Consider the following 26,545-nt stretch of genomic DNA (forward strand, 5'->3'; position numbering starts at 1 on the left):
GTTTTCAAAAGAAATAATGGTCAGCGATGCAGCGCATCCTGACCATTTTTAAACAGTGCTTTTTTGTGTGATTTGATAAAGCGGCATTAACGTTTTAAACGTCTCGTCAACCTTTTCCAAAAATTGCTCCCTGCTCATGGAGAGAACTTCATTTTTTGGAAGGTTGATGCCGCATAACATTTCTGCTTTTTTCACCGATTGCAGACGTTGAAAAATTCGTTGAAAATCTTCGTCAGATAAATTTTTTTGTTTTTCCGCATCTGGTTTTGTATGATCGGCTGACCAGAAATAATCTTCAGGAATTTGCTTTCGAATTTGCTGCCAATTCTGTAAAAATTGTTTTCCGATTTCTTCTTTCACAGGGGATTCATAAATAATGGCAAACCAAACAAAGACGTGTGTGCTCCATAATCCGATTTGAAAATGAGGGAGCTTCTTATAACCCCGTTTACTGTTTGCAAATGCAACCCATGTGTCATTGGGAGGATGAACGGTACGGCGGGCATGTTTTGCTACATGATAAAATATTTCATCTCCCGTCAAAGCAGACAAAGTAGGTGCAAAATGCTGTCCCAGCGCTTCAAGTTTTGGGCGCACCCGTTTTTTTAGCTCATCCATTCTCGCTTCTAAACCGTCTATTTGAAAAACTTCAAAATCTTCCTTCACAAATGGCACAAAATCCATAAAAATCCTCCTTGTGTTGTTTGTCCACATTGTAGCACAAACCGACAGAGAAAGAAAAATAATGTGGGTGAAATATTGCAATGATAAAGGTGAAAAACTTGATTTTCTCCATTTCTTTACAGTATGCTAAAAAAGGTGATTGAATAGAAAGTGGGTAAGATAGATGAACTGGCATGAAATAGATCAAAAAGCAAAGCAATGGATTTATGAGGCTGGTGAAAGAATTCGCCAATCATTTCAACAAAAGCTGGTCGTTGAAGCGAAATCAGGTCCAAACGATTTAGTGACGAATATTGACCGGGAAGTAGAGCATTTCTTTTGGGAACATATTCGCAAAACGTTTCCGGAACACAGCATTTTAGGAGAAGAAGGTTCCGGTCATGAATTGAAATCATTGGACGGTATCGTTTGGATAATTGATCCGATTGACGGCACAATGAATTTTGTACATCAAAAGCGGAATTTCTGCATTTCGGTTGCTGTTTTTGCGGATGGTGTCGGTCAAATAGGACTGATTTATGATGTCGTCAGAGATGAAATGTACCATGCGATAAGGGGGAACGGCGCCTATTTAAACAAAACGGAGCTTCCGCCGTTACAAAAGAAAACAATAGAAGAATCCATCATCGGCTTGAATGCATCATGGCTGGTGGAAAACAGACGAATTGATCCAGCAATATTAAGTCCGCTTGTCAAACGTTTAAGAGGAACGAGATCATTTGGTTCAGCCGCTCTTGAATTTGCCTATGTAGCTGCAGGCAAGCTGGACGGCTATATTACAATGAGACTTGCTCCTTGGGATTTTGCGGCAGGTTTAATCCTTGTCGACGAAGTAGGCGGGGTTACGACAACGCTTGACGGAAAACCAGTCGATTTGCTTAAAAAGCAAAGCATTTTCACCGCTAACCAAACCATTCATCAACAAATTATCGAGGAGTATATTAAAGGGAAAATATAAAGCTGCAAATGCTGTTGACAGCTTATAGATCATCATAGCTTGCTAAAAAACAAGCATGAAGAAAGCAGTATAAAAAGTCTCTTATAAAAATATGAAAGAATTGGTATCGTTCGGCAAACTTCACATCGTGATGGCAGGCGAGAAAAATGGAACAAGTGTGAAGCAATGAAATGTTGTAGCAATCAACGTTTTGTAAATAGGGCTAAAAATCGGGCTGTTTAAAAATTTACATAAAATGGAACTTCTTTGTATCCATTCCATTTCTGGCTGGTCTTTTGAAAAAGGCTATTGTAAATGAGTTTTAGCTAAAACCGAACATATTGTGAAACAAAAGATGGGTCTTTGTAGGTTTGAAAGAAACTAATGCCATGTAATAAAGCCCCTCTATCAGTAGAGGGGACGATCTATGTATCATAAACCGTTTGAAAGTATAAAATGGCCGATGCCAAGATGTAAATTCTTTATAATAATCCTCTCTCTCGCATTTTCTTTTTTTGGGTAAAGCCGAGTCCAAATACTATAATAATTCCAATGATGCTAACAACTACTCCCAACAGGCTGCCAGCCCCTATTGCAAAGCCGACCGACACAATAAGCAGCGCCGCAATGGTGGCGAGAACCCAAAATATCCATTTTCCGTTGCCCATTCCCATCCTCCTTTCATCAATCCAAGACGAAAACCATTAATAACCTTTAAGCCTCTTTCCATCTTTAGTTTATCGAAAAACGTTCAACGTTTCCACAGTATTTATGGTATAATAGCCTAGGTTCAGTTTAGCAAATAGGAGATGACAGTGTGAAAGTTAGAAACGACTTACGCAATATTGCTATTATCGCGCACGTAGACCATGGGAAAACAACATTGGTTGACCAATTGCTTCGCCAATCAGGAACGTTCAGGGAAAATGAACAAGTGGCGGAGCGCGCATTAGATTCCAATGACTTGGAGCGCGAGCGCGGAATCACCATCTTAGCCAAAAATACGGCGATTGAATATAAAGGAACGACCATTAATATTTTAGATACGCCTGGTCATGCCGACTTTGGCGGAGAAGTAGAACGAATTATGAAAATGGTCGATGGCGTGCTGCTAGTTGTCGACGCCTATGAAGGCTGCATGCCGCAGACAAGATTTGTTTTGAAAAAAGCGTTGGAACAAAACTTAACACCGATTGTCGTCGTGAACAAAATTGACAGAGAGTTTGCCCGGCCTGAAGAAGTTGTCGATGAAGTGCTTGAGCTGTTTATTGAGCTTGATGCAAACGATGATCAATTAGAATTTCCGGTTATTTATGCTTCGGCCATCAACGGAACGGCAAGCACTGATCCAACTAAACAGGATGAAAATATGGAAGCTCTATTTGATGCGATTATCGAACATATTCCTGCACCTGTTGATAACAGCTCAGAACCCCTTCAATTCCAGGTGGCGCTGCTGGATTACAATGACTATGTTGGGCGGATCGGCATCGGCCGCATTTTTCGCGGAGAGATGAAAGTCGGACAACAAGTCGCATTAATGAAGCTTGACGGAAGTGTGAAGCATTTCCGTGTTACGAAAATGTTTGGATTTAAAGGATTAAAACGATTGGAAATTGAACAGGCAAAAGCTGGTGATCTTGTCGCTGTTTCTGGAATGGAAGACATTAATGTCGGGGAAACGGTTTGTCCGGTTGATCATCAAGAGGCGCTACCTGTTCTTCGGATTGATGAACCGACGCTGCAAATGACGTTTTTAGTTAACAACAGCCCTTTCGCAGGCAGAGAAGGAAAATATGTGACGGCGAGAAAAATCGAAGAAAGGCTGCATGAACAACTGCAAACAGATGTTTCGCTAAGAGTGGAGCCGACGGATTCCCCGGATAAATGGATAGTATCAGGGCGAGGCGAGCTTCATTTATCCATTTTAATTGAAAACATGCGCAGGGAAGGGTATGAGCTGCAAGTTTCGAAGCCTGAAGTAATTGTAAAAGAAATCGATGGAGTACTTTGCGAACCGGTTGAACGGGTGCAGGTGGACGTTCCAGAGGAATACACAGGTCCTGTCATGGAATCATTGGGCGCGCGCAAAGGGGAAATGGTCGACATGATCAATAACGGAAATGGACAAGTCCGCTTGATTTTTATGGTGCCATCGCGCGGATTAATCGGCTACACGACCGAATTTATGTCTTTAACAAGAGGATACGGCATCATAAACCATTCGTTTGACTCGTATCAGCCTATGCAAAAAGGACAAGTTGGAGGAAGGCGTCAAGGGGTTCTTGTTTCAATGGAAACTGGAAAAGCTACCTCTTATGGCATCCAACAGGTCGAAGATCGCGGAACGATTTTCGTTGAACCCGGAACAGACGTGTACGCTGGGATGATCGTAGGTGAACATAATCGTGAAAATGACCTTGTTGTAAATATATGTAAAGTAAAACAACAAACAAATATCCGTTCTTCGACGAAAGAACAAACGGTCGGAATGAAAAAAGCTCGGATTATGTCGTTGGAAGAAGCACTTGAATATTTAAATGATGATGAATATTGTGAAGTCACGCCTCAATCGATTCGTTTAAGAAAGAAAATCTTGGATAAAAACGAGAGGGAAAAAGCAGCGAAAAAGAAAAAACTGTCAAATCAAAGCTAATGAGTGAAAGGGGGAGGGACGTAGTGACAGAAGAACAAGTAATTGAAAGGCTGTCTTTTTTTGCGCGTCTTTTCCGTGTTCATGAGCAGCATGATGTCGGAATGTGGTATTTGTATATTACCATTCTGATTTTATCAATTATTGTATATAAACTGGGATTTGCTAAGAAGCTCCCGATTTTAAAGTCTGCTATAATCTATTTATTTCTCGCTTTGGGCTGTACGGTGCTGACGTTTTTGGCAATTTTTCTGCCGATTGCAGAAGGATTGGTAGTCGCTGTCCTTATTTTAAGCATATATAAAATTCGGCTTTACTATTCGAAAAAAAATGAAAACAACACATAGCTTTAAAGAAAATAAAAACAGATGTCGGTATGTGCCAGTGCGCACCACCTTCATCTGTTTAACTTTTTTCTGAGTATTTTTCTGTTCTCAAAAAAGCTCATTCCTTTTTCTTTCGCGGTACAAACGGAACTTTCCGGTTGATAGTCTTTTGTTTGTTTTTTCCGTAATTCGATTATAGCAAGTATTGCACATATATGTATGAATCGGTCTATTCCTCAGCTGTTTTGCCTTCAATGATTCGTCATCAATTGTTTCGATTTTATCGCATAAAACACATTTGACTTTCATCTTGCTTCTCACACTTTCTAATCAAATTTTTAAGCTTTGTACAACGTTGTTCGTCTCAGCATCAAAAGGCTTCGATGATAGTTTGGATTGCTTTCAGACAACACGCCTCTATACTCACTCGCCTCTCGCATAGTATATCACGTTTTGCTTCCGCTCACACAATTTCTTTTGCAACTTTGCAAAAGAATCAAGCCAGCAGCGGCTTTATACGACTTACACACAATACAATTTCTATAAGAAAAGACAGAAAAATAAGCTATTGAGCCACTTTCGAGCATTGCAAAAAACATTGTGAGACAGGTCAATACTCTTTATCCAAACCAGAGCCATTTGCATTTCCGTTCCGACTTGGGATCGTGAATCATCCGGCGATAGTCAAGCTATTATTAAAATGAATAGACATACTGATCTTCAGCCGCGCAGGTCGATAGTGAAACAATGTTTTATGAGTTGTTATTTTATTAAATATGACAAAATATCATCGGATTTTGACTAAAAGGTGTTGAAAGCAATGAAAAACGCTTAAGCTTCGGACTTAAGCGTTTTAATGTCTTTATTGTTGTTTTTGGTTTGATTGATCACGCTGTTCTTTATTCAGCTCTTGATTTTTTGACTTCGGAAGCTGATCTTTTTCATTCATCGGCTGCTTTTGTTGATTGTCTGTCGCGTCACCAGGAAGATCCGGCATCAATCTTCCGACAATTTGAGCGAGCTCATCTAGAATGCCGCCAATGGGCCGGCCGTTTTGAATTTCCTCTCCAATTTGGCGGATTCGTTCATTTGTGTCTGGATCGGCAATAACTACAGCATAAGCCCCGTAAGGATCGTTTTTTAATGATTCTGCAACGGAATACTTAATCGATTCAACTTTTGAACGATCCAGCTTTTTGTCGACATCAATTCCGACGACTGCATAATTTCCAAGAACAACTGCAGTTGCATCATTTACATCTGGAACATTTTCGGCTATTTTTGCCAAGCGGCGGGCGATTTCCTGGCCGGATTTGCGATCAACATTTTCCCGCACGGAATCTTTGACAGTAATTGTTCTTGAATAGTTTTCACCACGATTTTCCTCTCGTGCATTTTCGTTTGTGGAACAACCGTTTAAAATAAAGCCGACAAGCAAAATAAACATCAAAAAGCTGCGCATGCTATCACTCCTTTTCTTACAAGTAAGGTGTAAAGTAATCCATTACTTATTTCGTGCTTCCGTCTTTGACGAATAACATTGGTTCTAGTTACAAAACTTATAAAGAAGCCTGAATCTTTCGGAGTTTACTCCCGACTGGATTGTAGAAGACATCGGCTTAGGCAGCATCTTTCTTTATTTATTGTTTAATAAACCTTCTATCTTTATTCATAAAGACATATATTTTAGCTAAGGAAGCCTCCAATAATTTCGGATGAGGGAGGAAGAAAGATTGGGCAAGATATATGTGCTGGATACGAATGTTTTGTTGCAGGATCCGAATTCCATTTTTTCCTTTGATGAGCACGAAGTTGTAATACCTGCCGTTGTTCTTGAAGAGGTGGATTCCAAAAAAAGATATATGGATGAAGTTGGACGAAATGCGCGCCAAGTTTCAAAAATCATTGATCAGTTGAGGGAACAAGGGAAATTGCACGAAAAAATTCCTCTGCCAAACGGCGGATCTTTAAGAATTGAATTAAATCATCGTTCGTTTCATGATCTGCAGGAGATTTTCGTGGAAAAAACAAATGATAACCGAATTTTGGCAGTAGCCAAAAATTTATCATTGGAAGAGCAATCAAAGAAAGATGGAAAATCGGTAATTTTAGTCAGCAAAGATGCTTTAGTGAGAGTGAAGGCAGATGCGATTGGACTTCATACTGAAGATTTTCTGAGCGATCGTGTAGTAGAAATTGACCATATCTATACAGGGTTTCTTGACCTTTACATAAGTATGGAAAACTTAAACCGATTTTATGAGAAAAATGAGCTGCTGCTGTCGGAAATAACCAATCATCCTTTTTATCCGAATCAATTTATTTTGCTGAAGGATGCTTTAGGAGGCAAATCATCTGCCATTGGGATTGTCGATAAAACAGGGAAAAGATTGAAAAAGATTGTTTTTCAGCATGACCATGTTTGGGGAATTCAGCCGAGAAATGTTCAACAAACGATGGCATTCGAACTATTAATGAGACACGATATTCAGCTCGTGACTTTGATCGGCAAAGCAGGTACAGGAAAAACGCTTTTGGCTTTAGCGGCCGGGCTGATGCAAACAGAAGACATGGAATCATATAAAAAGCTTCTTGTCGCCAGACCAATTGTTCCAATGGGAAAAGATATCGGTTTTTTGCCGGGAGAAAAAGAAGAAAAACTGAGGCCTTGGATGCAGCCAATATGGGATAATTTAGAATATTTATTTAATACGAAAAAAGCTGGCGAGCTTGATGCGATTTTAGCAGGTATGAATTCGATCGAGGTGGAGGCGCTGACTTATATTCGCGGCAGGAGCATCCCGGAACAATTTATCATCATCGATGAAGCGCAAAATTTGACGAAACATGAAGTGAAGACGATTTTAACAAGAGTTGGCGAAAAAAGCAAAATTGTGTTGATGGGGGATCCAGGACAAATTGATCATCCTTATTTAGATGAATATAACAATGGGTTGACCTATGTAGTGGAAAAATTTAAAGATCAAGCAATTGCCGGGCATGTAAAATTACTGAAAGGCGAACGATCCCAATTGGCGCAAATAGCAGCAGATTTGTTATGAAAAAGTGAGATGCTGTAGTTTCAAAAGCCTCAGGGGTCAGAGATAAAAGTGTGAGCTTTGCAGAAGCTGATTTATCTTAAGCTCTTTGCAGCATCCAAAAAGATTTTTTGCGCTAACATTTGCGATTCTACTCAAATTGTGAGCAATGGAAAAAAAGGGTACTTTCCAGAAAGTCAAATCGCCATTGGTAATAAACACCGATATATCAACGTTTCTAAAACATTAATGGGGGCGTCAATAAGCCATAAAAACGACTTATTAGACACCCCCAAAAATTATTTTACGATTATTGCTCTCACCTTTTTAATTGGATCATTGCGGTTCGAGCCATCTCCGTAAATGATGTGGACAGGGCCGTCTTCTTTTAACGGTTTTCCTTCCATGCTAAATGCCAAAATGCATTCTTCTGCTTTTTCAATCGGCATTTCGACTTCGCCGTTTTCGGTTTCAAAAACGACTGTTTTGGCGTTCGTTAACGGTTCAGCATTTGATAAAAACGGTTTAAGCGGCATGCCGAAAGTCCCGGTAAGCACCTTTTCTTTTTCAAATTTTTGTTCCGTTTTTAAAGTAGGCGGAAATACAGCTCCCTCCTGAATCTCCCGTTGCCATTGATTTGCTGTTTTTTGCACATAGTCCTCTTCTATGTTTTCCTCTTTGCGGCCTTGATCAAAATATGTATTTAAATCAATGCGGCGGTCATCAAAGATCCAAACACCTGGGTCCAAAGTAATTGGAAATTTTACATTCCCTTTTATTTGAATAATATCGCTCATGAGCATCCCTCCACGTTAAAGTATAAGCGCTTTTATGGATTTTGTCACATTCCGTTGCCCATTTCAGTTCAAAAAGGCGACAGTCAGGCGGCTGAGTCCAGACGCGGCAAATCAATCAGACGAATTCTTCTAGCATTTTTTTGGAAGGTTCATACATATATATGAACAACTTTAAAATTATTAGGGAAGGAGGGTGCGTGTTTCCTTGCAATTTTCCTTTATAACATTTAATATTAATAGATAGAATAGGGATTCCTTAATGGGGAACGGAGGGATTCAGATGGCATCATTTGAAATGGTTCTTAGTCACCGGGAAAAGGCTCTTTCGCTTTTAAAGGCGGATGCAGATAAAATCATGAAATTGATTAAAGTACAAATGGACAATTTGACAATGCCTCAATGTCCTCTTTATGAAGAGGTTTTAGATACGCAAATGTTCGGATTATCTCGGGAAATTGACTTTGCTGTCAGACTAGGCCTGATTGAAGAACGCGAGGGAAAAGCTCTGCTTGATGAGCTTGAGCGTGAGCTGTCAGCTCTGCACGAGGCATTTGTACGAAAATAAAAAGCTTGCTCAAACCGGTAAAAAAAAGGTTTGGGCTTTTATTTTATCTTTTCCATTTCTCATATCGACCTTCCACAATAGGTGTTCCTTCGCAATTTTTATTTTGCCATTGAGAAAATGAATTGTTCAAAGTATAATAGAAAATAAATTTTCTTTACACTTATGAAAACAATGACTGTGTATTTATTTTGCAACAAGAAGAGCAGCAAGTCGTAAGGAAGATGAACATGTTGAAACGAATTTTAAAATCATATGATTATTCGCTTATTTTAGCAGTTTTCTTATTATGCGGTTTCGGCTTGGTCATGGTGTACAGTTCAAGTATGATCATGGCAGTCACGAGGTATTATACGGAAAGCGATTATTTTTTTCGCAAGCAATTGTCCTCGCTCCTGCTTGCAACGATAGCTTTTCTAGTTATGATGTTTTTTCCGTACCGCGCTCTGCTGAACGGAAAATTTATAAGAATTTTGTTTTTTGGATCGATTGCTGTTCTCGGGCTGTTATTTATTTTTGGACATGTTGCCGGCGGTGCGCAAAGCTGGTTTAAAGTTGCCGGAAGAGCCATTCAGCCGGGAGAATTTGTCAAGCTTTCCGCCATTATTTATTTATCAGCTGTATACGAAAAAAAGCAATCGTACATATGGCACTTCGGAAAGGGAGCATTGCCTCCGGTAATCTTTACCGTATTGATTTGCGTTTTTGTTATGCTTCAGCCTGACATTGGGACATCATTCATTATTGGAATGATTGCCTTGTCTATTATTTTATGTTCAGGTATGGGCATCAAAAACATGTTAAAGTTAGTATTGCTTGCTTTATTTTTCTTATTGCTGCTAAGTCCGCTCATTTTATTTAAGGCCGATGATATTTTTAGTAAAGAACGTCTTTCCCGCTTTACAGGGTATACGGATCCATTTGAACATGAAGACGGAGCAGGTTATCAGCTCGTCAATTCATATATTGCGATCGGATCCGGAGGTCTTACTGGACTGGGGCTGGGGGAAAGCGTGCAAAAATACGGATATTTGCCGGAAGCGCACACTGATTTTATTATGGCCGTTGTAGCGGAAGAGCTAGGTATTTTCGGTGTATTATTTGTTCTTGCGCTTTTGGCGTTTATCGTTTTAAAAGGCCTCTATATTGCAAGAAAATGCACCGACCCCTTTGGTACATTGATTGCCGTAGGAGTTTCAAGTATGATCGCCATTCAAACGGCCGTCAACTTGGGAGGAGTGACAGGGCTGATCCCGATCACTGGTGTTACATTGCCGTTTGTCAGCTATGGAGGCTCATCGTTATTAGTACTATTAATATCGATGGGATTGTTAGTGAATGTTTCAATGTTTGTCAATTACCGGGAGCAATATAAAAAAGAAAAAGAAATTGCAAGCATGTAATCGTTCCGCCATATGCTGCTCTAATTTTATTTTCTTGAAAATCTAATATACACTGCAAGGGGGATTTATATGACGAACAGAAAAATTGAAAAAATCTTAGTAGCAAACCGTGGAGAAATCGCGATTCGGGTATTTCGAGCTTGCAATGAATTGAATATCCGAACTGTTGCAATTTATTCCAGGGAAGATTCAGGTTCTTATCATCGATATAAAGCAGATGAAGCTTATTTAGTTGGCGAAGGAAAAAAACCGATCGAAGCATATCTCGATATTGACGGTATCATTGAAATTGCAAAAGCTCATGACGTGGATGCTATTCATCCCGGATACGGTTTTTTATCTGAAAATATCGAATTTGCTAGAAAATGCGAAGAAGCCGGAATCATTTTTATCGGCCCTAGAACAGAGCACTTAGATATGTTTGGCGATAAAGTGAAAGCTAGACATCAGGCGGAAAAGGCCGGAATTCCAGTCATTCCAGGCAGCAACGGTCCAGTCAAAAGCTTGGATGAAGTGATTCAGTTTGGTGAAGAATACGGGTATCCGTTTATCATTAAAGCTGCTCTTGGCGGCGGAGGCCGGGGTATGCGCATAGTCCGTTCAAAGGCTGGAGTAAAGGATTCTTATGAACGAGCTAAATCGGAAGCAAAAGCTGCATTCGGCAGCGACGAAGTGTATGTAGAAAAGCTGATCGAAAATCCGAAGCATATTGAAGTGCAAATCATTGGTGACCACGATGGAAACATTGTTCATCTTTATGAGAGGGACTGTTCTGTCCAACGTCGTCATCAAAAAGTCGTGGAAGTTGCTCCAAGCGTTTCTTTAAAGCAGGAATTAAGGGATAAAATTTGCGAAGCGGCTGTACGGTTAATGAAAAATGTCAACTATGTCAATGCAGGTACGGTGGAATTTTTAGTTTCCGGAGATGACTTTTATTTCATCGAAGTAAATCCGCGCGTTCAAGTAGAACATACGATTACTGAAATGATTACAGGGATAGATATCGTTCAAACACAAATTCTTGTGGCAGAAGGCCACTCAATTCACAGCCCGGAAGTTGGAATTCCAAGACAGGAAGACATTAAAACATGGGGATATGCTATTCAAGCAAGGGTGACGACGGAAGATCCGCTGAACAATTTCATGCCGGACACTGGAAAAATTATGGCGTATCGTTCCGGAGGCGGCTTTGGCGTTCGATTGGATACCGGAAACAGCTTCCAAGGCGCTGTTATTACACCTTATTATGATTCATTGCTTGTAAAAGTATCGACATGGGCGCTATCGTTTGAGCAAGCTGCCAGAAAAATGATTCGAAATTTAAGAGAATTTCGAGTTCGCGGAATAAAAACAAATATTCCTTTTTTGGAAAATGTCATTAAACATGAGAAATTTTTATCTGGAGAATATGATACGTCCTTTATTGATTCATCACCTGAGCTGTTCGTTTTCCCGAAACAACGAGATCGGGGAACAAAAATGCTCACATATATTGGGAATGTGACGGTGAACGGTTTTCCAGGCATCGGGAAAAAGAAAAAACCAGTATTTGATGAGCCACCAATTCCGCACGTAAAATTATCGGAGCCTATTCCAGAAGGAACGAAACAAATTTTAGAGAAAGAAGGAGTCGACGGCCTTGTTAAATGGGTAAAAGAACAAAAACAAGTGCTGTTGACGGATACGACTTTCCGAGATGCTCATCAATCATTGCTGGCAACTCGCGTGCGTACAAATGACATTAAAAAGATTGCTGAACCTACTGCGAGATTGCTTCCAAACCTGTTTTCGCTTGAGATGTGGGGAGGAGCAACGTTTGATGTTGCCTATCGCTTTTTAAAAGAAGATCCGTGGGAAAGACTTCAAATTGTCAGAAAGCATGTGCCAAACTTGCTTCTGCAAATGCTTTTGCGCGCATCGAATGCTGTCGGATATAAAAACTATCCAGATAATGTAATTAAAGAATTTGTCGAAAGATCAGCGGAAGCAGGCATTGATGTGTTCAGAATCTTTGACAGCTTAAACTGGGTAAAAGGGATGACCCTTGCCATCGATGCCGTCCGAAAAACCGGAAAAATTGCCGAAGCAGCCATCTGTTATACAGGGGATATTCTCGATCCAACAAGAAGAAAATATGATTTGAATTATTACAAACAGATGGCAAAAGAATTGGAAGCATCAGGTGCACAAATTTTAGGCATTAAAGATATGGCAGGACTGTTGAAGCCACAGGCGGCATATGAGCTTATTTCAGTGTTAAAAGAAACGGTCGATCTGCCAATTCATTTGCATACACATGATACGAGCGGAAACGGCATATACACATATGCCAAAGCGATCGAAGCAGGAGTCGATATTATAGATACGGCGTTGAGCTCAATGGCCGGTTTAACTTCTCAGCCAAGTGCCAATTCTTTATATTATGCGCTTGAAGGTTCGGAAAGAAAACCGAATGTTAACATTCAATCATTGGAAAAGCTGTCTCAATATTGGGAAGAAGTTCGCAAATATTATCAAGACTTTGAAAGCGGCATGAAAGCTCCTCATTCAGAAGTTTATGTACATGAAATGCCTGGCGGACAATACAGCAATTTACAGCAGCAGGCGAAGGCTGTAGGTTTGGGTGACCGCTGGGAGGAAGTGAAAGAAATGTACAGCCGCGTCAACCAAATGTTTGGCGATATTGTCAAAGTAACTCCGTCATCAAAAGTTGTTGGTGACATGGCGCTCTTTATGGTTCAGAACAATTTAACGGAAGAAGACGTATATGAGCGTGGAGAATCGCTTGACTTCCCAGATTCAGTCATTGAATTTTTTGCCGGATATCTCGGCCAGCCGTACGGAGGCTTTCCGAAAGAGCTCCAGCGCGTGATTTTAAAAGGCCGTGAGCCGATTACAGTTAGACCTGGGGAGCTATTGGAGCCGGTTAATTTCCAAGCATTAAAAGAAGAGCTGGAGCAGCTGCTCCATCGTGAGCCGACGCCTTACGAGACGATTGCTTATGCACTGTATCCAAAAGTGTTCACGGAATATTTGAAAACATATGAACAATATGGAAACATTTCTGTTTTAGATACACCGACATTCTTCTACGGAATGCGTTTAGGCGAAGAAATTGAAGTGGAAATAGAAAAAGGAAAAACGCTGATTGTGAAGCTAGTTTCCATTGGCCAACCGCAGCCTGATGGAACGCGGATCGTGTACTTTGAATTAAACGGCCAGCCGCGTGAGGTTGTCATTAAAGACGAGAGCATCAAATCAACTGTTCAGCAAAGAGTCAAAGCAGATCCGCAAAACCCTGAACATATTGGAGCGTCTATGCCTGGAACAGTAATTAAAGTCTTGGTAGAAAAAGGCGAAAAAGTAAATAAGGGCGATCATTTAATGATCACTGAATCAATGAAAATGGAAACGACTGTTCAAGCTCCATTTGCAGGTGTTATTAAAGATATTTATGTGAAGAGCGGAGAAGCTATTCAAACAGGTGATTTGTTAATTGAAATCACTAAATAATAAATTTTGTGCCAGCCATTTTTGGCTGGTTTTTTTATGTAAAATTTTAAAATTTAAAACTTCGTTTCGAAAAAACTATTGAAAATGATTTTCACTCATGTTATTCTTTAATTAATGATGAAAATCATTCTCAAGAAAGGCTGTGACGACATGACAATGCTTTTTGTCGGTAGTACGGTTTTGATTTATAGCATTTTAATCGGATATGTTTTGAAGCGAGTCGATTCAAATTCATAAATAAATTTTTCATATATTACATAGCGGGGATTGGCAAAAAACCGTCAATCTCTTTTTTATGGGAAAACTGAGCTTTTTAACAGTCGCTTGGGAGGAAGCGAAGCGGGTTTTTTCTTGATCCAGGCTCCTGAAAATAATTTTTTTGCCTTCATTTACGGGCAATATGGTAAAATCAACATGAGGAATTGACGAAAAGGAGCCTGAGGTATGGGAAATGTAGTTGAGCAAGAACAAATCAGCAGCTTGATTCAAATATTTGAAAAGCTTCCTAAAGAAGTCAAAGCTTCCTATAAACAAAAATGGAAAGAATTAATTGAAAAAGAAATGCAGGATCAAATCCAAATTGCATTTATGGGCCATTTTTCGGCAGGAAAATCATCGCTGTTAAACAAGCTTGCAAACGGAACCATTTTGCCTTCGAGTCCGCTTCCGACCAGCTCCAATATCGTCATGCTGGCGAAAGGCGAACGTTTGACCCGTGTGCATCTGTTTAATGGCAAAATGTATGAATCGAAAGACGATTTGGATAATGAGCTGATCAGCAAGCTGTGCAAACAAGAAAATGAAATTGAAAAAGTATTTATTCAACGGCCTTATTTTACGATTCGTGAACATCTGATTTTAACAGATTCGCCGGGAATTGATTCGACGGATGACGATCATCGCAAAAGAACAGAATCGGCGCTCCATTTAGCGGATTACATCGTATATGTGACGGATTATCATCACGTTCAGTCGGAGCTGAATTTTTCTTTCTTGTCAAAGCTGAGGGGGATGAATAAACCGATCATCGTCATCATCAACCAAATTGATAAGCATCAAGAAGATGAAATCCCTTTTTCAACGTTTAAAACAAACATTGAAGCCTCGCTGACAGCTATCGGAATTGAAAAGGAAAATATTTATTATACGACAACGAAATCGCCTGAGCATCCTTTAAACGAATTTAAGCAGTTAGAGGAGCGGTTAAATGGGCTAGTCGATAATAAAAAGCATTTAGTGCGAAAAAATGTATTGGAGCAGGCAAAAATTTTGCTTCAACAAATGAAGGAGGATTTGTCTAAAGAGAAAGCGGAGAGTCTTCATCTCTCATTGGATGAATGGAATCAGCTTGATCAGCTGCTTCAAAACAGCCAGCAAAAATTGTCGGAAATAGAACAGAAGCTCAAACTGATAGATGAAGACATTAAACAGTTTGAAGCAGCATTTGATCAAGAACTTGATGGTTTGTTGAGAAACGCCAATCTTATGCCTTATGATACAAGGGAAAAAGCGGCAAAATTAATTGAAACCCAGAAAAAAGATTTTAAAGTTGGTTTGTTTTTCTCAAAAAAGAAAACAGAAGAGGCAAAACGAAATGCACTTATTCAATTTTATGAAGAGCTGGCCAAAAATGTGGAATCGCAAATTGTATGGCACATCATCAATATGGCGAAAAAATATTATGAAAAGCATCATATCGACCAACCTTCTCTTTTACAGCAAATACTAAGCTTTTCGATCGAATTTGATGAAAATATGCTGCTTGACGTGATCAAACCAGGGGCTGAATTAAATGGTCAATATGTGCTCCAGTATGGGAAAGATGTTTCAAATGCTGTACAGCAATTGTGCAAACGAGAAGCTCAAAGCTTGCGCGATCACATGATCAAAGCGTTACACAAGATGAATCAAACAGAAAGAGAACGGATGAAACAGGAGCGGGAACAGCTTACAGTCAAACTGATGCAAATGTCTAAAGCGATTGATGAGAAAGAACAATTTATGAATGAGTTTAAACAGCTTTCCGACATATTAAATGGTCAAGGAACTGTTGACAATATCGATATCGAGCGATGGAAAGCCGAACATCTGCAAAAACAAATCATGGAATGGAATTCTCTTCAATTCCTTATTTCGAATGAAAAGCAAAGAAAAGATAAAAAAATAGAGAAAAAAGAAACCGAACGAAAACATGAAGCGGCGAAGAAAGATCAAATGATAAATAAGCTGCAAAAAGGGATTGAAATTTTAAATGAGACTGGGCTGGAGCATTCAGCCAACCGCTTAAAAGAAAAACTTTCTCAAATTGAGAACCGCTCCTTTCAAATTGCAATTTTTGGCGCGTTTAGTGCAGGAAAATCGAGCTTTTTAAATGCCTTGATTGGTGAAAAAATTTTCCCTTCCTCGCCAACTCCAACAACCGCTGTTATCAATAAATTAACCGGTGTTAAAGATGGCAAAAAACACGGGGATGTGGAAGTAGTCTTTAAAAATGAGCAGCAAATTTTAGAAGAAATTAATGAATTGCTAGCACCGCTTTCTCTTAAGGCAGAGAGATTTTCCGGTTTGCGCGAAGCGATGCTTCAAGCAATGAAACGAACGGAAGATGAAATGGTTCAACGAAGGCTGAACACCTTTTTAGAAGGAATCTCATTTTATGAAAAAGAAGATCAAAAAGTGAAATGGATCAAGGCAGATGAGCTTGAGTCATTTGTTGCAAAAGAAGAACGGTCATGTATGATTCAGGATGTAACGATTTATTATGATTGTGATCTGACTAGAAAAGGGATTACTCTTGTTGATACTCCAGGTGCGAGTTCATTTCACGGCCGGCATACAGAACTTGCTTTCCAATATATAAAACATGCGGATGCCATTATCTTTTTAACTTACTACAACCATCCATTTTCAAAAGGAGATCAGCAGTTTTTGGATCAGCTTGGTCTTGTAAAGGACGCCTTTACGTTAGATAAAATGTTTTTTATCATCAATGCAATTGATTTGGCGGAACATGATCAAGATGCAGAAGATGTTCGAAATTATGTCGAGCAAATGTTATTGTCCCATTCAATCCGAGAGCCGAAGCTTTTTCAAGTTTCAAGCTTACAGGCATTGGAAAAGAAAAAGATTTCAAAGGTTCGAGACGAGTTTCCGCATTTTCTCAAGTCGTTTGAACATTTTATCCATCATGAATTGATGACCGTTTTAATTCAAGCGGCTGAACATGAATTTCAACAGGCGGTCTCAGAACTTTCAGATATGATCAAGCTTTTGGAGCTTGATGAAAGCGAACGCGATCAGAAAATTCGCGAATTGAAGGATCAGCTCAATCGCATGCAGGAATTAATTCGTACGCAATCAGTTGACGAATACGTTATAACATTCCAGCAGGAAACGGAAGAATTGAACTATTACGTAAAACAGCGGCTTCTTCATAAACTTCCGGAGCTGTTTAAAGAGGCGTATCATCCTGGCAAATTTACAAACAGCACAAAGGGAGAAGCAGCCATTTTAATGGATTGTTTTAACGAAATGATAGAAGGACTGAATATTCAGCTCCAGCAGGAAATGAACGCTACAACACTTCGTATTGAAAATTATTTAAACGGAATATTGCAAAAAATCAATCAGAACCTTTCCGACATGGTTGCTAAACAATGTGTAGCAGTTCCGTTTTCAAATATAGAAGAGATTCAATGGGAAGAAATCCGGATCCAAGTTTCCGTTTTCCCTTACATTCAATTTGATGTTTCAAAAGCACATAAAGTGTTCCGAAATACGAAATCATTTTTCGAGCAGAACGAAAAGCAAAAGCTGTTTGAAATTCTAGAACAGAATTTGAAAGATACGATTGACATGTCGGTGAGAGCTTTTGAAGAGCATCTGGCTCGCCATTACGAAGCATTATTGAAAAAGGAAATCAAACAGCTGAAGGAAAAAATGATTCATGAAGGGGAACAATTTATTCAAGCTAGATTAAAAACGTTGACAGCACCAAATGATGTACAATGGATGAAAGAAAAATTCAATGAATTAACATCGCTTTCATAAAGAGGGGCAGAAGCTCCTCTCTTCCTTTGAAAGTGCTCGAACTTAAAAATTAGGGGGAAAAAAGATGGCAGAAGTACATAAAGAGATAACAAAGCATTCAAACCGCCAGCACGAGATCGTGAAAAGGTTTTTGCATCTAGAAGAAAAACGGGAGCAGGCAATCGATGAAGCTGTAATGCTTTGCGAAAAGGGGCTTCATTTTTCCGTGCAAACGATTAACGAAATTACAAAAGAAATGAATGAGCTGGCCAGAACCACCGGAATCGTTCCGCAGCGAAAATACGTAACGGAAGAAATGGTAAAAGAATATGTAAGTCGGAAGCAAAGCTGAAAGGAACTGGATGACCCAGTTCCTCATAAAATTTATGGAAGAGTCTTTATTTTCTGGATGCTAACAGAACGTGCAAAATGGTTTGTGGAAATGTTTTTTGCGGGATGCCGGGAGGGAGGAGAAGCCGCAAAAACAAAGCTCATCCCTCTGATCAAAAAGCGGATCTCATGGGGCCACGCCCTTGATGGAACGCTCATAAACGTTGTTAGTTTATCGTGTTCTAATACATTAAAGGTCCCGGTGAATGTTCATAAACGTTGTTAGTTTATTGTGTTCTAATACATTAAAGGTCCCGGTGAATGTTCACAAACGTTGTTAGTTTATCGCGCTAATACATTAAGGTCCCGCTGAACGCTCCGAACGTTGTTAGTTTATTGCGTGCTAATACAATAAAGGGTTCCAATGAAAGACCAGAACGTTGTTAGTTCTTCTTCAATAATATGAGTTAACACATAAAGCCCTCCGAACGATAAAAAATGCTGTTTCCAAATATAAGCAACGCGAAAAAACTTAAAATCAGCCGCTTGTTGTTCCTTCATGATCAATCCCTTTTTGAAGCTGCAATGCTTTTTTGGCTAATTCATCAGCCGTTTTGTTTTGCTTTTCGGGAATCCATTTAATAAAAAACAAATCCAATTGATCGATGAGCTTTAATGCTTCTTGAAGATGGCTGTTATAGCGTTGATTTTTTGCATAACGTTTAAGCACTGCTTGCTCCACTGCCTGTGAATCGGTTCTGAAAGAGACGATCTTATATCCTTTTTCAAGGCAGATCATAAGTCCTTTGACTAATGCAGCAAATTCAGCTTCATGATTATCCATGACGCCAAGGGGGAAAAAATATTTTTCTTGAATGTTCGTTCCTTTTATATAAATACCGGCGCCGGAAAGTCCGGGATTTCCTTTTGCCGCACCATCTATGTAGACTTCTACCAATCAATTTCACTCCCTTAGAGGAATTTTTTTAAAAATGAAGAATATAACATGTCATCAAGATCATGATAAGGATGAAAAAAGCTTAAAATAGATGTGAGGAGCTTTTGATCTTATTAAGTAAAACATCTATTTGACTGCCTTTTTCTTTTCAAAAAAATCGATGTGATTATACCATACAATTCGATCAATGTCTGTAAAAACCCTTTTGAGTGAATCGGTTGCAAGGTTGAACAGAATATGGTATAAAAAATTAGTCTCTTCAATTGAGAATGCGAAAAATACATTTTCGAGAAAGTACAATCTCTTTTTGTGAAACAGCATAATGATAAATAAAAAACAGTGGAGATGGAATGATGAAAGATCGTGCGGCTATATTTGAAAAAGTGACTGAATTAATGGATGAATATTGCGTAAATTGTTTTTTAAAAGCTCATTTTCGAAAAGAATACGGAAAAACATATGCCCATTCATTTTGTATTAATAAATGTACGGTGGGACAGCAAATTAAAGAGCTGGGGAAAAATTTGAGGGGGACACGCAAGCGCGGCGATCGAAAATTCAGTAATAAATAAAAATTCCGAAAATAAAAAATAAAAAGAGGCAAAAGCCTCTTTTTATATTTGAAGATCAAATGATCATCGATTATAATTTTACAACGTTCGCTGCTTGTGGTCCACGATTTCCTTGGACAATTTCAAAAGATACCGCTTGACCTTCTTCTAAGGTTTTGAAACCTTCGCCTTGAATTGCAGTGAAGTGGACAAAAACATCGTCTCCGCCTTCAACTTCAATAAAACCATAACCTTTTTCATTGTTAAACCATTTTACTTTACCATTTTGTTGCATATTTCGATTTCCTCCTAATACTTTCCGCACAAAGCCGTGCTTAAAAAATTTTTTATCATTTAACAGGAATATAATGCAACAAGCAAGGTCTCAAAACCTTAGGCTGCCTATATTCAGCTAAATGATATATCTACTATACACTAACCAATTATTGAAAGTCAAGTTTATTCCAATGATTCGAATTTTTGTCAAAACGCTAAGGTGGAAATTGATTGGGAATAAATCAGCTTAATTGCCGGCTACATGACAAGGATGCTTTCACCGTGAAAATCGGTGCTGTTTTCTCGCAAAAAAAAGCATTTTCCAGGTAATACGAGGAAGTTAATATGATAAAGCGACATCATTTTATAAAAAAACGAATGTCTTATTGACACTCGTTTATGAAATATGTTCATGAATATATTTAGACATTCGTTCACTTTCTAACTTTATGTCGTCTAAAATGGTGTCCACAGCGTTTGGATGGTACAGTTGAAAAATATTTTTACGCATCCGTTTTAATTTATCAGGTGAATGCAATAATTTGTTCACCTCATCAATCATATCAGATACATTGTTGACGATGACCGCAGCGCCGTGTTTTGCAAAGAATTCCGCGTTTTCTTTTTCCTGCCCAGGAACCGGGTTGTATAAAACGAGAGGAACCGAAAGGGAAGAAGCTTCTGTTAACGTAATTCCTCCGGGTTTTGTAATCAACAAGGAAGCAATTCGAAACAGCTCGTCCACTCTTTCGACGTAACCCAAAACTTTCAATTGATCTCTGCTTGCTTTAGCAAGAGGGGCTAAGCGGTCTTTGAGCGCATGATTGTTTCCGCATACAACAACGGTTTGGACGTTTTCTGAATAGCGCATCGCTTCGCAAATTTCTTTCACATTTTTTAAGACGCCGTGAGCACCTGCCATAATAAGCAAAATATGTTTGTTCTCACTTAATCCATATTTGCGGTACAACGGTTCTATCTCAATATTTTCTTCAAATCGGCTGCGTATAGGAATTCCGGTAACTTTTACGTCTTTTTCGTCGATCCCTAAGCTGAGAAGTTTTTCTTTTACATCTTCACATGCAACATAATATTTATCTATGTTTTGATGCACCCAAATTTTATGTAAACAAAAATCTGTCATGACATTAAAGGTCGGAATCACGTGACCGGTGCGTCTCCGGTATTCGGGTACGACGATCATTGGAAACGTATTGATGATGATATCGGGTTTTTCAGCAGCAATCACTTGTTCAAGTTTTTTTCTGCCCATTGTGTAATAAACATTCATGACTCGTTTATTGTACATTTTATCTACACCATAATAAAACAAACGGTAAAACTGTTTTCCAAACGAAAAGCTCTTTAAATACAGGTATTTTGTGAATTCAGTAATGAGTGGATGAGACTCTTGATATAGATCGCAAACGATGACGTCCATACCCCGTTCCATACATCGCTTTTCCAGCGTCTTTGCCACTTGAATATGCCCGTTTCCGTACTTTGCTGTCAAGATCAAAATTTTCTGCTTATTCATAAACGATTTCATCACCTCAATTTCAGAACGTCGTATTTTAATCCGACCAGGTTGCTATTATTATTCCCAAATATAAGGAGTTTCTTGATATACATAATAGTTAAGCCAGTTGACAAACAGCAAATTCGCATGTGACCGCCAGCGATTGTAAGGCGATTTCGTCGGGTCGTCATTAGGGAAATAATTTTTTGGGATTTCGATGTCAAGTCCTCTCGCCAAATCTCGTTCATATTCATCTCTTAATGTTGTTGCATCATATTCAGGATGTCCGGTTAAAAAAATAAATCTCCCGTCTTTCGAAGAAATAAGACATACACCCGCTTCATCCGAATAAGACAAAATCTCTAAATCTTTTTGTTTTTTCACTTCTTCCACATCGATGTCCGTATGGCGAGAATGAGGAACGTAATAGATTTCATCGAAACCTCTTAACAGCTTGACGGAAGGATCTGATATTTTATGTTCAAAAACGCCGAAGCATTTTTTCGGCAGCATATATTTATCGATGCCGTAATGATAGAATAGGCCTGCTTGAGCACCCCAACAAATATGCAAAGTAGATGTCACATTTTCTTTCGTCCATTCAAAAATGTTTATCAACTCTTCCCAATAATTAACAGCATTAAAAGGCATTTTTTCAACAGGAGCCCCTGTTACAATCAACCCGTCGAATTTTCGATGCTTGACTTGATCAAACGTTGTATAAAATTGTTCTAAATGCTGCTTTGCCGTTGTTTTTGGCGTATGGGTTTTCGGACGCAAAAACGTGATATTAACTTGAAGCGGAGAATTTCCTAAAAGTCTGAGAAGCTGGGTCTCCGTTTTTTCTTTTTCTGGCATTAAATTTAAAATGGCAATATTTAATGGGCGGATATCCTGAGTGTAAGCCCTTTTTTCATCCATCACGAAAATGTTTTCCTTCTCCAATATTTCTTTTGCCGGCAAATTTGCTGGTATATTAATTGGCATGTATGTGCACCTCCGGAATGTAATCGAAAAACAAAAAAATGAATCATGTGCAGAGCGAAACAGAACATGATCAGACTAAGTTTTGCTAATATTATAGATAGTTTAAAATGATATTTCAATTTTAGATTTGTTATTATTATGACTGTAATGTAAAATCAACGTAAATGGAGGGGGAGGCGTGATGACTGTTTATGACTTTGATGTAAAAACCGCAGATGGGCAAACAATATCACTATTACAGTATAAAGGAAATGTCATGCTCATTGTCAATACTGCAAGTTATTGCGGCTTTACGGAGCAATACAAAGATTTGCAAAATTTATATGAAACATACAAAGAAAAAGGATTTGTCGTACTGGCGTTTCCGTGTAATCAGTTTGGCAATCAGGAGCCGGGAACGGACGAAGAAATCCAAACATTTTGTGAAAATTATGGTGTGACATTTCCCGTCTTTTCAAAAATTGATGTGAGAGGCCCGAATGCCCATCCTTTATTTGTGTACTTGACCGAACAAATTCCAGGCGTGTTTGGAACAAAGATGATTAAATGGAATTTTACAAAATTTTTGATCGACCGCGACGGCAATCCGGTAGAGCGATTTGTTCCGCAAACAAATCCGAAAGACATCGCTCCTTATATCGAAAAGCTTTTGTAAATTCTCCATTATTTCACTGCAAGTGCTTTTGGAAAGAATTTTGCAGACTGGCATGTTAAAATGGAACTAGCTAAGAGGAAGTAGGGAGTGACATCTTGTGAACATTAAGTCGATTGAACCTACCCCAAGCCCTAATACGATGAAAGTAATTCTCGACCAAGAGCTTCCGGCAGGTAAAAGGAACAATTATAAAAAAGAAAATGCTCATGAAGCACCAAAGGAAATCCAATCCATTTTAGCAATTGAAGGGGTGAAAGGGGTTTATCATGTTGCAGATTTTATGGCCATTGAACGAAACAGCAAATATCATTGGCAGGATATTTTATCAGAAGTAAGAAGCATTTTCGGCGAGCAGGTTGAAGATAACAGCCAGGACGCCTATTCTCCTGAAGAAGGATATGGCGAAGTAAAAGTGTTTATTCAAATGTTTCACGGTCTGCCGATGCAAGTAAAGCTGACAGACGGACATGAGGAGCGCCGCTACGGGCTGCCTGAACGCTTCCGAAACATGATCATGGAAGTTCAAAAGCATGCGAACAACGTTGTTTTAGAAAGGGAATGGAAGGAGCATGGCGTCCGCTACGGAGATTTGGATGCAATCGGCCAGGAGGTTGTCGATGAAATATCAGCAGCCTATCCGGATGACAGGCTGGAACGCATAAAAAATAGAATCATTCATCAAAAGGATGAAAAGGAAACGTTTAAGCGATTCAGCTACAAAGTAACGGTTGACATGCTTGATGATCCTGATTGGCAAAAGCGGTTTGCCCATTTGGAGCAAATGGATCCAACGCTTGAAGATTTAGATGTGCTGGAAAAAGCGTTGAATGATGAGAAAGCATCGATACGAAGACTTGCAACGGTCTATTTAGGAATGCTCGAAGATCCGGCTGTCCTTCCTTTGCTCTATAAAGCGTTAAAAGATAAAAGCGTTACTGTTAGAAGAACAGCAGGTGATGCGCTATCCGACATCGGGGACAAAGCGGCTATTCCTGAAATGGCGAAAGCATTGAAGGACAAAAGTAAACTTGTTCGTTGGCGAGCAGCCATGTTTTTGTACGAAGTAGGAGATGAATCTGTTTTAAAGGAACTGAAGGAAGCGGAAGACGATCCAGAATTTGAAGTGAAAATGCAAATAAAAATGGCAATAGAAAGGATCGAAAAAGGAGAAGAAGCAAAAGGATCCGTTTGGAAGCAAATGACCGAAAGCCGGCAAAAGTAGCATATTTCTGTTTCATAAACGAATAATGTTAAATATAGTAAAAATTAGGGGGATTGAAAATGTCAATGGCTTATGAAGAGTATATGCGTCAGCTCGTTCAACCGATGAGAGATGAGTTGACAAATGCCGGATTCCGCGAATTAGTTACACCTGAAGAGGTGGATCAATTTATGGAATCAGCGGAAGGGACAACGCTCGTCTTTGTGAATTCCGTTTGCGGCTGCGCAGCGGGACTTGCAAGACCAGCGGCAACACAAGCTTTAGTAAGAAGCGAAAAAACTCCTGACCATCTCGTAACAGTTTTTGCGGGTCAAGATCGGGAAGCGACGGCAAAAATGAGGGAGTATTTTATCGGTTATGAACCGTCGTCGCCGTCAATGGCTCTTTTAAAAGGAAAAGAAGTTGTCCATTTTATCCCAAGACATGACATTGAAGGCAATACGCTGGAAGGAGTTATGGAAAATCTTCTTCAAGCATTTGAAAAGCATTGCTAATAATATTCAGCTTCTTAAAAGTAAAAGAGCTCATGGTCTTCCATGAGCTTTTAGTCTGTAAGTTCCATTACAATTAAATATGCAAGTGTAATAAAGCTACCTATTATGAACATTGCATCATACATATGTACTTTCCTCCAATCAACTAGAAAAAATTTTGCAGGATGAGTTGAACGGTCATTTTCTGCCGGTTTCCCAAATTGTCGGCTTCCGATCTGCTGCCTCCAACTTCTGATTTTTATTTTACCCTTTTTTCTCGTTTTTTTGAACCCATTTCTTTTCAGTCAAAAAACTCTATCAAATATCTATTTTGATTAAAATATGATAGAATGATAGTATCGTTTGTTCATTTGGCGGAAAGGATGTTGGGAACTTGAAAAATTGGATTCGAAAATCGCTTGTCGTTTTATTTACACTCGCAACATTCGGGCTTGTAGCGCCTCCGTCCGCCTTAACCGTCAATAAACAGGCTCCTGATGCAAACTATGCACCGGAGGCCGAAGAGAAAAAACTATTACTGCATCGTGATTCACAAGATCAGTCAGCAATAGAACAGCCAAACATTGTCGATCAATTTTTGTTTGAAGCGGAAAAACAATCATTTGAAAAATTCGGCAAAAAAATCAGCGGTGTGATAGAAGATGAGTTTCGCAACTTAGTTTTGCCGCAAATGGAAGAAGTGATCAAAACCTTCTTGGCAACGGAGAAGGAAAAATTTGCAGATTTGGCTATATCCCAAAAACCTGCGAATGGAAAAGGAGAAAAAATTTTTCACATTTATGATCGTATGAGCGGAAAAGACTTGATACGATTTCATGTTCGCGTCGATCATCCGCCAAAACAGGGCTATTGGTTTGATTTTCATTACCATACATACCATGACCACTTTCAAACCCATTATGCATTGGGGAAAATTTATTGGGACACAAACACACCTCCAAATTGGATGCAGTAAAGGAAGTGATTGAATATGGCGTATTCACTTGAAAAGCTCCAAAAAAAAGCGATTGAATTGTTGGAAGATCGGGGAGTAACATTAAAAGACATTGGACAAATCGTGTTGGAGCTGCAAAAAAAATACATTCCCGATCTGTCTCTTGAAGAATGCACATACCATGTTGAAAAGATTTTAAGAAAACGAGAAATCATTCATGCTGTCTTGACAGGAATTGCTTTAGACAAGCTTGCGGAACAAAAATTGCTTCCTGAACCGCTTCAGCAAATTATCGAATCAGATGAACCGCTATATGGAATTGATGAAATTTTATCGTTATCGATTGTAAATGTTTATGGGTCAATTGGATTTACGAATTATGGCTATTTAGACAAAGAAAAATTTGGAATCATCAAAGAGCTGAACAATAGCCATGACGGGAAAGTCAATACATTTTTAGACGATATCGTGGCAGCCATTGCTGCAAGTGCAGCTAGCCGCATTGCTCATAATAACGAAGATGTAAATGATAAGCTGGAAGAGATAAAATAATTTCAGAAAGTGTGCAGCGGGAAATAATTGGCGATTCGCCAATTTTTCCATTTTTAAAGATGGAGATTGCAAAAATAAGCTGCATGAGACGGCTTTTTCGATCCGGATTTTGAAAAAATTTTTTC

25 protein-coding genes are annotated in these 26,545 nt (G+C 39.1%); 15 read left to right on the plus strand and 10 right to left on the minus strand.

Annotation, left to right across the window (positions count from 1 at the left end; all coding sequences use genetic code 11):
- Positions 1–48: 48 nt before the first annotated feature.
- On the minus strand, positions 49–684 hold the full coding sequence (locus NSU02_RS08745) for a DUF1054 domain-containing protein (RefSeq protein WP_063389651.1): 636 nt from the start codon (positions 682–684) through the stop codon (positions 49–51).
- A gap of 163 nt (positions 685–847) precedes the next feature.
- On the opposite strand from NSU02_RS08745, the gene NSU02_RS08750 reads away from it, so the two are divergent.
- The gene (locus tag NSU02_RS08750) at positions 848–1,642 is read left to right on the plus strand and encodes an inositol monophosphatase family protein (protein ID WP_339195397.1); all 795 of its coding nucleotides are present in this window, start codon (positions 848–850) and stop codon (positions 1,640–1,642) included.
- Positions 1,643–2,103: 461 nt separating this feature from the next.
- Here the strand turns inward: NSU02_RS08750 and NSU02_RS08755 are convergent, their stop codons facing one another.
- Entirely contained in the window at positions 2,104–2,289 is a 186-nt protein-coding gene (locus NSU02_RS08755) for a DUF5325 family protein (protein WP_063389653.1), read from the minus strand.
- A 149-nt stretch (positions 2,290–2,438) separates the two neighbouring features.
- On the opposite strand from NSU02_RS08755, the gene typA reads away from it, so the two are divergent.
- Both typA and NSU02_RS08765 read left to right on the plus strand, forming a co-directional pair.
- The gene (gene typA / locus NSU02_RS08760; RefSeq protein ID WP_130158515.1) at positions 2,439–4,277 is read left to right on the plus strand and encodes a translational GTPase TypA; all 1,839 of its coding nucleotides are present in this window, start codon (positions 2,439–2,441) and stop codon (positions 4,275–4,277) included.
- Between the two features lie 23 nt (positions 4,278–4,300).
- Entirely contained in the window at positions 4,301–4,621 is a 321-nt protein-coding gene (locus tag NSU02_RS08765) for a YlaH-like family protein (protein WP_232515525.1), read from the plus strand.
- 87 nt (positions 4,622–4,708) lie between these two features.
- Here the strand turns inward: NSU02_RS08765 and NSU02_RS08770 are convergent, their stop codons facing one another.
- Both NSU02_RS08770 and NSU02_RS08775 read right to left on the minus strand, forming a co-directional pair.
- Entirely contained in the window at positions 4,709–4,909 is a 201-nt protein-coding gene (locus NSU02_RS08770) for a YlaI family protein (protein ID WP_063389656.1), read from the minus strand.
- 553 nt (positions 4,910–5,462) lie between these two features.
- Positions 5,463–6,062, minus strand: coding sequence for a YhcN/YlaJ family sporulation lipoprotein (locus NSU02_RS08775; protein WP_063389657.1), 600 nt, complete (start codon positions 6,060–6,062; stop codon positions 5,463–5,465).
- Positions 6,063–6,333: 271 nt separating this feature from the next.
- Between NSU02_RS08775 and NSU02_RS08780 the strand changes: the two genes are divergently transcribed.
- Positions 6,334–7,662 (plus strand): PhoH family protein, encoded by a 1,329-nt coding sequence (locus NSU02_RS08780; protein ID WP_339195400.1) that lies wholly within the window; start codon positions 6,334–6,336, stop codon positions 7,660–7,662.
- Between the two features lie 275 nt (positions 7,663–7,937).
- Here NSU02_RS08780 and NSU02_RS08785 read toward each other — a convergent pair whose 3' ends face one another.
- Complete coding sequence (locus NSU02_RS08785) at positions 7,938–8,435, minus strand: molybdopterin-dependent oxidoreductase (protein ID WP_066250247.1); 498 nt, start codon at positions 8,433–8,435, stop codon at positions 7,938–7,940.
- A 280-nt stretch (positions 8,436–8,715) separates the two neighbouring features.
- Between NSU02_RS08785 and NSU02_RS08790 the strand changes: the two genes are divergently transcribed.
- The 5 genes from NSU02_RS08790 (at position 8,716) to NSU02_RS08810 (ending at position 18,294) form a co-directional block, all read left to right on the plus strand.
- On the plus strand, positions 8,716–9,000 hold the full coding sequence (locus tag NSU02_RS08790) for a YlaN family protein (RefSeq protein WP_063389660.1): 285 nt from the start codon (positions 8,716–8,718) through the stop codon (positions 8,998–9,000).
- 227 nt (positions 9,001–9,227) lie between these two features.
- Positions 9,228–10,400 (plus strand): FtsW/RodA/SpoVE family cell cycle protein, encoded by a 1,173-nt coding sequence (locus NSU02_RS08795; RefSeq protein ID WP_339195403.1) that lies wholly within the window; start codon positions 9,228–9,230, stop codon positions 10,398–10,400.
- A 69-nt stretch (positions 10,401–10,469) separates the two neighbouring features.
- On the plus strand, positions 10,470–13,913 hold the full coding sequence (gene pyc / locus NSU02_RS08800) for a pyruvate carboxylase (protein WP_339195406.1): 3,444 nt from the start codon (positions 10,470–10,472) through the stop codon (positions 13,911–13,913).
- Between the two features lie 444 nt (positions 13,914–14,357).
- Positions 14,358–17,963 carry a dynamin family protein gene (locus NSU02_RS08805; protein ID WP_339195409.1) on the plus strand — a complete coding sequence of 1,202 codons (3,606 nt, stop codon included), beginning with the start codon at positions 14,358–14,360 and terminating at the stop codon, positions 17,961–17,963.
- A gap of 64 nt (positions 17,964–18,027) precedes the next feature.
- On the plus strand, positions 18,028–18,294 hold the full coding sequence (locus tag NSU02_RS08810; protein ID WP_063389664.1) for a YpbS family protein: 267 nt from the start codon (positions 18,028–18,030) through the stop codon (positions 18,292–18,294).
- A gap of 371 nt (positions 18,295–18,665) precedes the next feature.
- Here the strand turns inward: NSU02_RS08810 and NSU02_RS08815 are convergent, their stop codons facing one another.
- Positions 18,666–18,833 carry a hypothetical protein gene (locus NSU02_RS08815; RefSeq protein WP_157727946.1) on the minus strand — a complete coding sequence of 56 codons (168 nt, stop codon included), beginning with the start codon at positions 18,831–18,833 and terminating at the stop codon, positions 18,666–18,668.
- Entirely contained in the window at positions 18,811–19,230 is a 420-nt protein-coding gene (locus tag NSU02_RS08820) for a reverse transcriptase-like protein (protein WP_063389665.1), read from the minus strand. Before NSU02_RS08820 ends, NSU02_RS08815 begins: the two co-directional genes overlap by 23 nt.
- 353 nt (positions 19,231–19,583) lie before the next feature.
- On the opposite strand from NSU02_RS08820, the gene NSU02_RS08825 reads away from it, so the two are divergent.
- Entirely contained in the window at positions 19,584–19,802 is a 219-nt protein-coding gene (locus tag NSU02_RS08825; protein WP_157728045.1) for a zinc-finger domain-containing protein, read from the plus strand.
- Between the two features lie 70 nt (positions 19,803–19,872).
- On the opposite strand, the gene cspD is transcribed toward NSU02_RS08825, so the two are convergent.
- The 3 genes from cspD to metA all read right to left on the minus strand — a co-directional run bounded on the left by cspD (position 19,873) and on the right by metA (position 22,563).
- Positions 19,873–20,076 (minus strand): cold-shock protein CspD, encoded by a 204-nt coding sequence (gene cspD, locus NSU02_RS08830; protein WP_063389667.1) that lies wholly within the window; start codon positions 20,074–20,076, stop codon positions 19,873–19,875.
- 378 nt (positions 20,077–20,454) lie between these two features.
- Positions 20,455–21,594, minus strand: a complete 1,140-nt coding sequence (locus NSU02_RS08835; RefSeq protein ID WP_063389668.1) for a diglucosyl diacylglycerol synthase — start codon at positions 21,592–21,594, stop codon at positions 20,455–20,457.
- A 60-nt stretch (positions 21,595–21,654) separates the two neighbouring features.
- Positions 21,655–22,563, minus strand: coding sequence for a homoserine O-succinyltransferase (metA, locus tag NSU02_RS08840; protein WP_339195413.1), 909 nt, complete (start codon positions 22,561–22,563; stop codon positions 21,655–21,657).
- A 181-nt stretch (positions 22,564–22,744) separates the two neighbouring features.
- Here metA and NSU02_RS08845 point away from each other — a divergent pair, with 181 nt between their 5' ends.
- The 5 genes from NSU02_RS08845 (at position 22,745) to NSU02_RS08865 (ending at position 26,420) form a co-directional block, all read left to right on the plus strand.
- Positions 22,745–23,218, plus strand: a complete 474-nt coding sequence (locus tag NSU02_RS08845; protein ID WP_063389670.1) for a glutathione peroxidase — start codon at positions 22,745–22,747, stop codon at positions 23,216–23,218.
- Positions 23,219–23,315: 97 nt separating this feature from the next.
- Entirely contained in the window at positions 23,316–24,440 is a 1,125-nt protein-coding gene (locus tag NSU02_RS08850) for a conserved virulence factor C family protein (protein WP_066250259.1), read from the plus strand.
- A 59-nt stretch (positions 24,441–24,499) separates the two neighbouring features.
- Complete coding sequence (locus tag NSU02_RS08855; RefSeq protein WP_063389672.1) at positions 24,500–24,934, plus strand: BrxA/BrxB family bacilliredoxin; 435 nt, start codon at positions 24,500–24,502, stop codon at positions 24,932–24,934.
- Between the two features lie 373 nt (positions 24,935–25,307).
- Positions 25,308–25,889, plus strand: coding sequence for a YpjP family protein (locus NSU02_RS08860; protein ID WP_339195416.1), 582 nt, complete (start codon positions 25,308–25,310; stop codon positions 25,887–25,889).
- 15 nt (positions 25,890–25,904) lie between these two features.
- Positions 25,905–26,420 carry a phosphatidylglycerophosphatase A gene (locus NSU02_RS08865; RefSeq protein WP_063389674.1) on the plus strand — a complete coding sequence of 172 codons (516 nt, stop codon included), beginning with the start codon at positions 25,905–25,907 and terminating at the stop codon, positions 26,418–26,420.
- Positions 26,421–26,545 lie beyond the last annotated feature (125 nt).

This window comes from Aeribacillus sp. FSL W8-0870, assembly GCF_037963755.1.
Classification (GTDB): Bacteria; Bacillota; Bacilli; order Bacillales; family Aeribacillaceae; genus Aeribacillus; species Aeribacillus composti.